Source organism: Dysgonomonas sp., assembly GCF_035323175.1.
GTDB lineage: Bacteria > Bacteroidota > Bacteroidia > Bacteroidales > Dysgonomonadaceae > Dysgonomonas.
Genome location: NZ_DAOKYH010000015.1, coordinates 37,898 through 51,734, shown reverse-complemented (window position 1 = coordinate 51,734; position 13,837 = coordinate 37,898). Strand labels below are relative to the sequence as shown.

General features: G+C 36.9%; 7 protein-coding genes. 2 read left to right on the top strand and 5 right to left on the bottom strand.

Going from position 1 to position 13,837, the window contains the following annotated elements; all coding sequences use genetic code 11:
- Positions 1–11: 11 nt before the first annotated feature.
- The 5 genes from PKC55_RS14640 to PKC55_RS14620 all read right to left on the bottom strand — a co-directional run bounded on the left by PKC55_RS14640 (position 12) and on the right by PKC55_RS14620 (position 7,038).
- Positions 12–1,679, bottom strand: coding sequence for a ribulokinase (locus tag PKC55_RS14640; protein ID WP_291123971.1), 1,668 nt, complete (start codon positions 1,677–1,679; stop codon positions 12–14).
- Between the two features lie 148 nt (positions 1,680–1,827).
- Entirely contained in the window at positions 1,828–3,330 is a 1,503-nt protein-coding gene (gene araA / locus PKC55_RS14635) for an L-arabinose isomerase (protein WP_291123973.1), read from the bottom strand.
- A 25-nt stretch (positions 3,331–3,355) separates the two neighbouring features.
- On the bottom strand, positions 3,356–4,891 hold the full coding sequence (locus PKC55_RS14630) for an alpha-N-arabinofuranosidase (RefSeq protein ID WP_291123975.1): 1,536 nt from the start codon (positions 4,889–4,891) through the stop codon (positions 3,356–3,358).
- Between the two features lie 29 nt (positions 4,892–4,920).
- The gene (gene araD / locus PKC55_RS14625; RefSeq protein ID WP_291123977.1) at positions 4,921–5,604 is read right to left on the bottom strand and encodes an L-ribulose-5-phosphate 4-epimerase; all 684 of its coding nucleotides are present in this window, start codon (positions 5,602–5,604) and stop codon (positions 4,921–4,923) included.
- A gap of 411 nt (positions 5,605–6,015) precedes the next feature.
- Entirely contained in the window at positions 6,016–7,038 is a 1,023-nt protein-coding gene (locus PKC55_RS14620) for a LacI family DNA-binding transcriptional regulator (protein ID WP_135104272.1), read from the bottom strand.
- An 883-nt stretch (positions 7,039–7,921) separates the two neighbouring features.
- On the opposite strand from PKC55_RS14620, the gene PKC55_RS14615 reads away from it, so the two are divergent.
- A complete protein-coding gene (locus tag PKC55_RS14615; protein WP_291123979.1) occupies positions 7,922–10,573 on the top strand; it encodes a family 78 glycoside hydrolase catalytic domain in 2,652 nt (883 codons plus the stop codon).
- A gap of 117 nt (positions 10,574–10,690) precedes the next feature.
- Positions 10,691–13,837 carry a SusC/RagA family TonB-linked outer membrane protein gene (locus PKC55_RS14610; protein WP_324373538.1) on the top strand — a complete coding sequence of 1,049 codons (3,147 nt, stop codon included), beginning with the start codon at positions 10,691–10,693 and terminating at the stop codon, positions 13,835–13,837.

Genomic DNA, 13,837 nt, shown 5'->3' with positions numbered 1-13,837 from the left:
TGATATTATGTTTAAGAGAATAATTCTGTTTCAGTAAATTTTCCTAGTTTTTGATATTTTGCATATATCTGCATATATACCTCGTGTTTCTCCATATTAGGTTTGTATTCGTGAGCAAAACCTTGTCCCATCGCTTTCTGAGCAGCTTTAATATCAGGGTGAACTCCAGCTGCAACAGAAGCAAACATTGCTGCACCAAATGCGCATGCTTGTTCTGATTTAGCAACTTTTATAGGCATTGCCAATACATCTGCCAATGTTTGCATAACCAATGGCGATTTCAGGGAGATACCCCCTATACCAATTACGCTATTGATTTCAATTCCGTTTTCGAGAAAGCGATCTACAATCGCTTTCGATCCAAAAGCAGTGGCCTCTACCAACGCTTTGAAAATTAGAGGAGCAGAACTGGCTAAATTTAATCCTGTTATTGTTCCTTTTACCATTTGATTGGCATCAGGCGTACGACGTCCGTTCATCCAATCGATTGCTAAAATAGAACTTTCTGATACGGGAATTTTTTCAGCTTCTTTGGATAGGGTAGGGATTATCTTGTCAAGAGTTTCGTCTATTAGTTTTTGCTTTGTTTCCTGATCTATTAGTGCCGACCCTTTTAGTATATTCTCCAAAGGCCAAGCCAGCACAGATTTGAACCATGCATAAATATCACCAAAACCAGATTGTCCGGCTTCTAGACCTACCATTCCCGGAATAACAGACCCATCTACTTGTCCGCAGATACCAGGAATTAGTTTTCCGTGCATATCTTCATAAGGAGCAATCATTATATCGCAAGTAGAGGTTCCGATAACACGAACAAATGCTTTCGGTTCTATTTCGGCACCTACAGCTCCCATATGACAGTCAAACGCTCCTACACCAACAGCTACATTTGTTGTTAATCCAAGCCTGCCAGCCCATTCTTCTGTTAGGTTTCCTACTTTAACTTCGCTGGTGTATGTATCGTGAAATAGTCTTTCTCTATACCCTTTCAGTTCGGGTGCTATTTCTACAAGAAAATCTTCTGTTGGCAAGCCGTCCCATTCTTTCAGCCACATGGCTTTGTGCCCTGCAGCACAACGTCCTCTTATTATATCTGATGGTTTTGTTGTGCCTGTAATTAGTGCGGGCATCCAATCACAATGCTCTATCCAACTGTAAGCTTCTCCGGCTACGGCTTTATCTTCTTTCAGAACATGTGCCACTTTTGCCCAAACCCATTCGCTGGAGTATATACCACCTACATAGGCAGTATAGTCGATAGGCCAGCGTTTGGCTACCTCATTTATTTTAGCTGCTTCTTTGATCGCTGTATGATCTTTCCAAAGGACAAACATTGCATTTGGATTTTCTGCAAAATCAGGTCGTAATGCTAACACTTGTCCGTCTTTATCAATCAGGGCAGGAGTAGAGCCTGTAGTATCAAATGACATGCCTACTACTTGCTCTGCTGTACCTGCCGGAGACTTACTCAGAGCCTCCTTTACGGATTCTTCTAAAGCTTCTATATAATCGAGAGGGTGTTGTCTGTATTGGTTTTTTTGAGGATCACAGTATTTCCCCTGTATCCATCTTTTATAATATTTGACTGATGATGCAATTTCCTTTCCTGTTTCAGCTTCTATGATTACTGCTCGGCAAGAGTCAGAACCGTAATCAAGTCCTATTGTATATTTCATATATTTTATTTTTCATAAATAGTATGAAATTCACATTTCATTATAGTTGGCAACTATAGTATATGTTCCTTTCATAAGGTAGTTAACTTTTTAATGATAAAATAAGTATAGGGAATATCACTACTCCCCATACTTGAAACAATCTAACTCAGCTTAACGCTGTATTTAATAAGTAGTATACTTCATTTACTTTCAACTCAAACTTAAAGTTATTTATGGTTGTATTCTTGTCTATAGTTACCAGTTCTATACCAGCTATATCAGCATAGTCTTCCAGCATTTCGGTAGTGACAGAATAAGAGAAGCTTGAGTGATGAGTACCACCTGCCAATATCCATGCAGCGGCACCAATTTCAAGGTTCGGCATTGGTTTCCACAATGCACATGCTACAGGCAATTTAGGTAGTGGTTTTGGTTCTTCTACTACTACTTCATTTACAATCATACGGAAGCGATTACCCATGTCTACAATTGTAGCAGCAACACCTTCACCCTTATGTGCTTGAAATACGAGGCGCGAACAAGTGCGAGCATCGCCAATACCAAGGAAATGAACTTCGATTCGAGGTTTTGTTCCGGTTATATCCGGATTGATTTCCAACATGTGCGATTGCAGAATAGTACTGTTCTCTCCATCGAAATTGAGCGTATAGTCTTCAAGGAACGATTGACCACCGGGCAGTCCTTTTCCCATTACCCACATTGTACGGACAAGGGCAGCCGTTTTCCAGTCCCCTTCGGCTCCGAATCCGTAGCCTTCCGCCATGAGGCGTTGAGAAGCAAATCCCATCAATTGTTTCATGCCTTCAAGTTCATTAAAGCTGGTCGTGAATCCCTTCGCTCCCTTTTCTTGAAGAAAACGACGAAGCCCTATCTCCTGAGCTGCTGCATCACGTACAAATTGATGTTTTTCTCCTCCTTTTTTGCAATCAGCAGCAAAGTCATATACTTTTTCGTATTCAGTAATTAATGCATCTATTTCAGTTTCTTTTACGGCTTCTATATACGGAACTAATGTTGCGATAGGTGCATTGTCTACATGATAACCCAAACGCATTTCGGCTTCTACCTTATCTCCATCTGTTACAGCGACGTTGTTCATATTGTCTCCGAAACGAATGATAAGCATATCCTGAGCATCAGCCCATCCTGCACATACACGCATCCAAGAAGCTAGTTTAGCCTGTACCTTTTCATCAGACCAATGTCCGACAATTACTTTTCTGTTTTTGCGCATACGACTTACCATATGCCCAAATTCACGGTCGCCATGTGCTGACTGATTTAGATTCATGAAATCCATATCGATTTCATTCCAAGGAATTTCTTTGTTGAATTGGGTGTGAAAATGTAGCAGAGGTTTCTTGTAGTTTTTTAATCCCTGTATCCACATTTTTGCAGGAGAAAAGGTGTGCATCCATGTTATTACTCCAATACATTTGTTGTCAGAATTGGCATCAGAAAAAGCCTTTGCTATTTCTTTAGATGAATTGACAGTTCCTTTATAAACAACTTTGATAGGTAGTTTGCCTGAGCCGTTCAAACTTTTTACCATTTGAGTAGAGTGTGAATCCACAGCAACAACAGCATCGCCTCCATATAATAATTGCGCTCCTGTAACAAACCAAATTTCTAAATCTTTAAAATCCATGATATTATTTATTGTTAATGAATTATTAATTAAGTTCCAACATTACAACCGATTTGGATGGTAATGTTATCGATATTTTGTCTTTTGATAATTTTGCACCTTTAAATGCTTTCACAGAAACAACATCGGGAGTGTCGAAGGAATTGTAATCATTTATTTTGCCTGATGTCAATACTTGTCCCGAAACGTTTTTAACTTCTATTCCCCGCAAATCGGCATCTATACTTTGTTCTTTGTTCGGATCTATATTTACCAATGTAATATGAACTTTTCCTGAAGCGTCTTTTGATGCTGATACACTGATGGCATCAATCTTTTTCCCATTCAGCTCGTATTTAGCAGAAGATAGTGAAATAGGAAGCAAAGTTGCATCTTGATGAACTTTATAAAGATAATAGACCCAATAAGTCGGAGTCAATAACATCTTTTCCTTGTCGGTTAATATTACAGCTTGTAATACATTTATTGTTTGCGCTATGTTAGTCATTTTTACCCGATCGCAATAGCTATTGAATATATTCAAATTGATAGCAGCAATAATCGCGTCGCGCATAGTGTTTTGTTGGTAGAGGAATCCCGGATTGGTTCCAGATTCTACGTTATACCAAGTACCCCACTCGTCGGGGATAAGGGCGACTCTTTTTTGCGGATCGTATCGGTCCATAATGTTTGAATGTCTTTTTAACAAATCATTCATTTTTAGCGTTTTTTCTATAGTCACATAGTATTCCGCTTCGTCGAATTGTGTAGCGGAACCTTTGTCTTCCCAATTCTTTGGAATTGTATAATGGTGCAAAGACAATCCCTGCATTTGACGTGCTGCATTTTTCATTAAAGTCTCTGTCCAATTATAGTCGTCTGAATTAGCGCCTCCGGCAATAAGATAGAGTTTGTTGTCGCCATAGTTTCGGCAATAAGTGGAATAACGTTTGTACTGATCTGCATAAAATTCGGCAGTCATATTACCTCCGCAGCCCCAGTTTTCGTTTCCAACTCCCCAGAAAGATACTTTCCAAGGTTTCTCGCGGCCATTTTGACGACGCAGGTTTGCCATTGGGCTTTCTCCATCGAAAGTAATATATTCTACCCATTTAGACATTTCTTCCACCGTGCCACTCCCTACGTTTCCACAGATGTAAGGCTCACAGTTCAACTGTTCGCAGAGATCGAGAAATTCGTGCGTGCCAAAACTGTTATCTTCGACAACTCCTCCCCAATGAGTATTCACCATTTTAGGACGTTTATCGCGAGGACCAATCCCGTCCATCCAATGATATTCGTCGGCAAAACAGCCTCCAGGCCAGCGCAAATTAGGAATTTTGATATCGCGTAAAGCTTTTACCACATCGTTGCGGATACCACGCGTGTTGGGAATGGAGGAGTCCTCACCTACCCAATAGCCTCCGTAAATACAATGTCCGAGATGTTCAGAAAAATGTCCATAAACATGTTTGCTGATAACATCTTTCCCCTGATCGGCATTAATAACCAATTTATTTTGGGCTACTGAAATAACAGCGACACCGCTTAGAAATAGTATGGAAAGAATAACTTTTTTCATGGTATAATATTTAAACGTGTGTAATACTTTTATTGTCCGTAATATGCATCAGGACCATGTTTTCTGAAAAAGTGTTTTTTTATAAGCTCATCATTCATCTTTAGTTGCGGGTTGATGCTATATGCCAAATAAGCCATTTTAGCGACTTGTTCCAATACTACTGCATTGTGAACAGCATTATGCGCATCTTTTCCCCACGAGAAAGGGCCATGATTATTGACAAGAACTCCCGGTGTATAATCCGGATTTAGAGCGGCAAAACGCTCGATAATTACATTACCTGTTTCGAGTTCATATTTGCCTTCAATCTCTTCTTTTGTCATTTGTCTTGTACATGGTATCTCATCTTTAAAGTAATCGGCATGAGTAGTGCCGATATTAGGTATATCACGGCCTGCCTGAGCCCAAGATGTGGCGTAAGTAGAATGAGTATGTACAATTCCCCCTATATTTGGAAAGGCTTTATATAAAGCTATATGAGTTGCAGTATCGGATGAGGGTTTCAATTGTCCCTCTACAATTTTTCCATCTAAATCGAGTACAACCATATCTTCAGCTTTCATCTTTTCATATGATACACCTGAAGGTTTGATTATTACCAGATTTTTCTCTCTATCGATAGCACTAACATTTCCCCATGTGAATATGACTAATCCATGTTTTACCAGATCCAGATTAGCATCGAATACCTCTTTTTTTAATGATTCTAGCATGATATTATATATGGTTTAAAAGCTTATTTAAATCATAAGTGTTTACTGTACACTTATGAGTGCAATGTTAATAATAAGTGTAAATATATACACTTATTTTTGACATGTTTTAAAACATATATTAAGAGTTCTTTTGTCTAATTTGATCTATTTTCAAAAAGGATGGAAAATGAAATCTCGAATCTTTATTTTATATCTTTCGAAATGAAAGCCGACAAGGAGAATATGGTAGTATATTCTGTTGTTTTGGGTTTTATTATTTACGTAGTTTGTGTTTAAGGAATGGTCTTGTTAGGAATCCAAGATTCAATCTTTTAGTTGATATAGGTTAAAATAAGATTATTATAGAAGACTATAGAAATAAATGTTATTTGAATTGCTTTAAATTCTGTTTCTCTATATGTTGTACTCTTAATTATTTAAATAAAGAGTACATGGTAAAATAACTTTATATTGTCCTTTCTCACCAGCTTGTTTGCTTTTTTCCTGAATCTCTCCGAGTAAAATATCTACAGCATTTTTACCTATATCTGCAACAGGCATTTTTGCAATGTTAATTTTTGGTGCTAAAATTTTGAATAAAGATACGCCATGTATGCATGCCAGTTGAAATTGTCGATTAAAGTCGATTCCTTTGTTATCAAAATAAAGGAAGGCTTCTACTGCTAGAATATGTGTGGTGAAGAAGAATCCATCTACATCAGGTACTTTTTCAAATATATTATCTAATACTTTTACAATTTTATTATCATAATCTTCATATTCTATATTTCCCACAAGTGCTGGATTAAATTTGATACCGGAATCTGACAATGCTTGTTTATAACCCTCATTTCTTTCACCCATTGTAGTAAGATGAGAGTTTGTGGTAATAAGTGCAATGTTTTTGCACCCCATACCTATGAGATGTTTTGTTAACTTGTAGCTACTTTCCTTGTTGTCGATAATTATATAACTTGTTTGCAGTTCAGGGAAATAACGGTCGAATGTTACTAAAGGAAATTTTTCAGATATAAGTCGTTCTATTTCAACTTTCGATCGCTTTGTCGGTGCTATAATTATTCCATCTACTCCCTTCGATTTGAACATTTGTATAACAAGGTCTTCTTTATTGAAGTCAGATTCGGAACTTGCTATCATCAGAGAATATCCATGCATGTTGGCTTGGTTTTCTATTTCTCTGGCTATTGAGGAATAAAAATAATCGGATATGGAAGGCAGAATAAGTCCAATCGTTTTGGTCTGCCCAATATTAAGACTTCGAGCTATTAAATTTGGCTGATAGTTCAATTCTTTTGCACAATTCAGTACAATCTCTTGTGTATTTTTACTTATACCTTTTTTCTCTGCTTGTCCGTTCAGTACCCATGAAACTGTGGTTTTAGACAAGTTTAATTTTTCTGCAATATCTTTAAGTGAAACCCTTGTTTTCATATATAATACACAAATTGGTAATTTACTATATTTAACGGTTAAATATTTAATTGATCTGAATGATATATAAGTATATTAGATATTTATATGTGCAATAGTAGGTTTAGTATTATTACCAACTACATCTACATTATCTTAACTCTGATTAGGTTCGGATATCTATAGATAATTGTTTTAGTATTATTTCGCTTCATCTATACATATAAATACCTATTTATGTATCTAAAAGTATATATAAGGATACCAATTCCTTTTTATCATTCAAATATAATATACTATTTATATTTCTACAAATGTATATTATTTTACTTTCTCGTTAAAATAATAATACTTTATTTTTATCTTATATAAGAATCCTCGCTCTTGTTTCTTTCCTAATCGAATGTATATTAGATTCTATTTTATAATTATAATATATTATTAATGAGATGTTTGTTTGTTATTTTAATGTCTCTATTCTAAATGTTCCATTTTTTAACAATGGTTAATTATGAAAGATATTTGAACTTTTTATTGTGGTTTTTAAAATAAGAATTAAATTTGTATTGTTTAACCGTTTAAGTTGTGTTTAAGTATCTTTAAATGAGGTTTTGTTATATGTTTGGATCAATTTAAATAACAAATCCCATTTCTTAGGATAGAGGCGGAAGCATGATTATAATAAAAAAAACGATATTTAAATATAAATTTATTGGATTAATCAATACGGAATAACCAAATTAATATACATGAAAATATAATGAAACCATAATTTTATATGTATGTAATAGTTTGTTAATATGTAGTTTCTACTTTTGCAAACAGCTTTATCGAAAGCTTCTTCTATTTTTTTTGAATATTTTACTAAACCGTTAAAGTTATTCGTGATAAAATAATAATAACCATGCATAAATCTAGATTAACCATAACCATTTTATTATTGACAAGTCTCTTTATTATTCTAGCACAATCATGTGATACAAAGAAAGTCAAGATTAACAACTTAAGATGTGAGTATATGCACAATCCTATTGGAATTGATGCTGTTTCTCCTCGATTTACATGGAATTATGAAGCAATTTCAGGACATGACTTTAAACAAGGCAGCGTTCAACTTCTACTTTCAAGGAATAAGGAAGCTCTTTCAGAAAAGACTTCTAATGATATATGGCGTTCGGGAATAATCTCTACCAAGGAAATGTTCATTACCCCTGATTCCAGTTGTGTGCTTGAACCGCACACTACATATTATTGGCAAGTTACAGTATGGGACAATAATAAAAAGCAGAAGATTGTATCACCTGTCAGTCATTTCGAAACAGCTTTCATGCAACCTTCAGCCTGGCAAGCAAAATGGATATCAGACAATGAGGCAATGGATAGCCCTATTGCACCCATGCTACGTAAATCTTTTGAAATAAATGGTAGTAAACAAATAGCGAAAGCTAGGTTATATATTAGCGCCGCCGGGTATTATGACGTTTCTATTAATGGAAAGTCTGTTGATTCTTCCGCCTTTTTGGCTCCGGGCTACACCCATTATGATAAACGGAATTTGTATAACATCTATGATGCAACGTCATTGGTACAATCCGGTAAAAATGTTATAACATCTATCTTAGGAAATGGGTTTTACAATGCATTTGCACCTGTGGCAACGTGGAGCTTCGAAAAAGCCCGTTGGCGCAACCGCGCTTCTATGATCAGCGAATTACATATCACTTATAAAGATAATACGAAGGATATTATAATATCAGACTCCACATGGAAAGTTTCTTCGTCGAGCCCTTATGTGCAAAACAATATTTACAGTGGGGACACTTACGATGCGAATAAAGAAATTGAAGGATGGGATAAACCTGCCTTTGACGACTCTATGTGGGCTAATGCAAAAATAATGAATGCTCCGTGTAACCGTCTGGTTGCAGAAACAGAGCCCGTAATAAGGAAAGTGAAAAATATAAACCCGATATCACTAAAGTCTTTTGGCGATACTGTTTTTGTCTATGATTTTGGTGTGAATATGACAGGTGGATGTGAACTAAAAATAAAGGGAGAGAAAAATACAAGAGTAGAGATACAATATGGTGAATTACTGAAACCAAATGGGCGATTAGAGATGCGCAATCTCGACATCTATTATAAGCCTCTTCCGGGATTGGCTTTTCAAACAGATGTACTTATCCTTGATGGCAAGGAGTGTGTCTTTACACCTAGATTTTCATACAAAGGATTCCAATATGTAGAAATCCGTTCAAGCCGTCCGATAAAACTTGATGAAACAAATGTAACAGCACTTAATTTTCATTCCGACTTGAAAGAAGTAGGTCATTTCAGCTGTTCTAATGACCTGCTTAATCAGATATGGAAGGCTGCAAATCGGTCATATTTATCAAATGTGATGAGTATACCTACTGATTGTCCTCAACGCGAAAAAAATGGATGGACAGCGGATGCCCATATTACAATGGATTTGGGATTACTAAATTTCGATGGTATCCGATTCTATGAAAAATGGATCGAAGATATGATTGACAACCAGAATTCAGAAGGTCGTATTTCCGGAATTATACCAAGCTCGGGTTGGGGATACGATGACTGGATTGGCCCTGTATGGGATGCTGCGATGTTTATTGTCCCAATGGCTCTGTACGATTACTACGGAGACAAACAAAGCATAAACAGGATATATAACACATGCGAGAGATATCTTGCATATTTGGCAACCCGAGAAGATACTGACGGCTGTGTAACCTATGGTATAGGAGACTGGGTTCCTTACAAAACTCAAACGCCTACCGAATATACTACTTCGTGCTATTATTATCTGGATAATCTTTATATGGCTAAATTTTCGGAAATATTAGGCTACGATGGATCGATTTATAAAGCAAAAGCAAAAAGCCTTAAGGATTTGATTAATAATAAATACTTTGACTACCGAAAAAATATATATGCTAACGGATCGCAAACATCATTGGCCATAGCACTTTATTTAGGAATTGTTCCCGAAGGAATGGAACAAAAAGTAGCCGACAATTTATATCGGTTAGTAAAAGAAAATAACGGATACCTCGATTTCGGAGTATTGGGAAGTAAGACAGTACTGAGAATGCTATCGAAATATGGCTATGCAGATATGGCTTATCAGATGGCTTCAAAAGAAGATGAACCTTCGTGGGGTGCATGGATAAAGAAAGGTTTTAATACAATGCCCGAAACATGGACTTTGTCTCCCGAATTCAGAGATGCATCTATCAATCACATGTTTTTGGGTGATATCAATGCATGGATGTATAATGTTTTAGCCGGTATAAACTTTGATCCTGACAATGCCGGGTTCAAGCATATTCTCATACAACCTCATTTTGTAGAAGGTCTGGATTGGGTGAAAGGAGAGTACAACTCCGTAAAAGGACTTATACGATCTGAATGGAAGCGGCTAGGAGGTAGCATTCAATTAGATGTCGAAATTCCAATCAATACAACTGCTACTGTTCTAGTAGGAGATAAGGCGATTTCTATTGAAGGAGGAAAGCATAAATTCAACTTTTAAATACAACCTAAAATAAATCAATGAAAGGAGGAACGACCATGACAGAATAAGCATTGTAAATGCATAAATATTAAAGGCAAATTACATCACTGAAAATAAATTAAATAATCTTTATCAATGAAAAACAAACTTAATTATTATCAAAAGATATTTTTGATAATGTTTATGTCCCTTTTATTCATAAATATTGTACATGCTCAAAACATACAGACAGATGGCAATATAAAAGGATCCGTTTTTGACCAGAAAGGAGAGCCAATTATTGGTGCAACAATAATGAACAATACGACGAAGGTTGGTACAGTTACAGACCTTGATGGATTGTTTACTATTGCCGCACAACCCGGTTCAATGCTAGTTGTATCTTACGTGGGTTTTAAACCGAAGACAATTCAGATAGGAACTGAAAAAGAATATAAAATAATTATAGAAGAAAATGCTTCGCTATTGGATGAAGTCGTTGTTATCGGATATGCCACACAGAAGAAAAAACTTGTAACAGGTGCTACATTACAAGTTGACGGAAACAGAATAAAGGAGTTGCATACTCCAAATCCACTGACTGCTTTGCAAAGTATGTCTCCGGGTATGCAAATTACAAAGACATCAGGAGAACCCGGATCATCATACAAAGTCTATATTCGAGGAATGGGTACAATCGGCAATGCAGATCCACTTTACATTGTGGATGGTGTACCGGGGAATATATCGAACATAAACCCTGCAGATATTAAGTCGATAGATGTATTGAAAGATGCTGCATCTGCTGCAATCTATGGTGCTCGTGCTGCAAACGGCGTGGTGCTGATAACAACACATCGCGGAGAAGGAGAAGATAAAGTACGCGTTGCTTACGATACATATATAGGGATTTCAAATGCACCTGATTACAAATGGTACGTTGATGCAACAACACAGGCGATGTTGGATGACGAATACTCAAAAAACACTTACGGATATGGAATTAATTTTTCTCAGATGGTTCCTAATTGGGATAAAGTTCTTTCAGGAGAATGGAAAGGCACAAATTGGTATAAAGAAATAAAGAATAAAAATGCACCTACACAAAACCATTCGGTTACCATTTCCGGAGGGAGCAAGAAATCATCTTATTTTACCAGCTTTTCTTATTCATCTCAGGAAGGTACTCTGGGGAAACCTGTTCAAACAAAACAAGATAGATATACTTTTCGTCTCAATGCAGATCAAACGATTTTTTCGGCAAAAGGACGTGACATTGTACGCATGGGAGAGACAATCAATTTTATATATGCCAATAAAGATGGTTCTTTAAGCGGAAGGTCTACCGAAGGACTTGGTGCATTGGGTATGATAATGGGGGGAAGCCCGTTTATGCCGATATATGATGACAATGGAGATTATCATGGGCCGATAGCATATGCTCCATATGCGCCCAATCCTATTGCATATCTTGTCTATAACAGTAATAACAACAAAAAGAATTACCAATTAAATACAAACGCATTCATAACAATCGAGCCTATTAAAAATTTAGTATTTCGCTCAAATTTTGGATTAACAATGGATGCCGAAGAAAGCAGGGCTTATATACCTAAATATAATCTGGCGCCTGAATATACAAGCCAAGAAACAAAAGTAAGTCAGGATATATCATTAGGATTTAGTCGTTTGACATTCGAGAATACGTTGAACTATAAATTCTCATTAGACGAAAACAAGCATAACTTTGATGTGTTGGCTGGTACGAGTGCAGAAAAAGGAGGTTTAGGTTCAAGTATTTCGGGTTTCAATACCAATTCTATTTTCGAAGGTTTTAAATATGCTTACCTTATTAATACTCCAAAAGTTAGTGAAACATCCACTCGCTTAGGGGGCTCACCATGGAGTCGATCAGCATTACTTTCATATTTTGGTCGTGTCAATTACGACTTCAAAGAAACCTATATGTTATCTCTTATTGCGCGCTCGGATGGCTCGTCAAACTTTGCTCCGGGAAAACGTTGGGGATTCTTCCCTTCTGTTTCTGCCGGTTGGGTTATTAGTAATGAGTCTTTTATGGAATCTTTTAAGACCCATCTCAATATGTTTAAACTGAGAGCAAGTTGGGGACAGAACGGAAATCAGGCGATTTCACCATTTCAGTATCTCGCAAAAATGCGTGTCGGAGGTCAGAACTCAGGAGATTATTCAAGTGTAGAATATAGCTATTATTATCCGGGAGTAGATAAAAACAGTTATACAATTGCTTCATATCCGATTAATCTGCCTAATACGAATATAACTTGGGAAACCTCAGAACAGTTAAATGTGGGTTTTGATGCTTTATTGCTCAAGAACAGATTATCATTCAACTTCGACTGGTATCGCAAAACAACCAAAGATTGGCTTGTAGCAGCACCAGTTCTTGGTTCATACGGAGCTAATGCTCCCGATATAAACGGAGGAGATATCAGAAATACCGGTGTGGAACTGGCTGTAGTATGGAGAGATCAGATAAGCGATTTCAGCTATGATATAAATGTCAACTGGGCTTATAATAAAAACAGGGTGACTCGTATCGCTAACCAGGAAGGAATTATTCATGGTAGTGCTCGAACTGTAGGAACATGGAGTCCCGAGTTTTACAGAGCGCAGGTAGGATATCCTATCGGTTACTTCTGGGGATTGAAAACCGATGGCGTATTCCAAAATCAGGATGAGATAGATGCTTATCGCAATTCGAAAGGAGAACTTGTTATGCCAAATGCAGTACCGGGCGACATCAAATATGTAAATCAGAACGACGATGGTGAAATCAACGAGCAAGATCGTGTATTTATTGGTGACCCTAATCCTGATGGAATATTTTCATTTTCATTCGGCGGGGCATGGAGAGGTTTTGATTTCCGCGCTTCGTTCTCGGGTGTATATGGTAACCAGATATACGGAGGACAACATGATCCGATGGATCGTTGGCATGGAGAAGGCACATCTAATAAATGGCCAAGACTGGGACAATCGTCTTATACCAACATTGTTTCCGACCTTTACTTGCAAGATGGTGACTATATCCGCTTGAATGACCTTACTATTGGTTATGATTTTGCAACCTTGCTAAAGAAACAAAATATCTTTTCTCAAGTACGTTTTTATATTACCGGACAGAATCTAATTACTTGGACAAAATACAAAGGGCTTGATCCCGAAATTGGAGCAGGGCCTACAGGATGGATGAGTGGTATAGATTATGGATTTTATCCAAACTCCCGTACATTCTTATTTGGTCTTAATCTCAAATTTTAA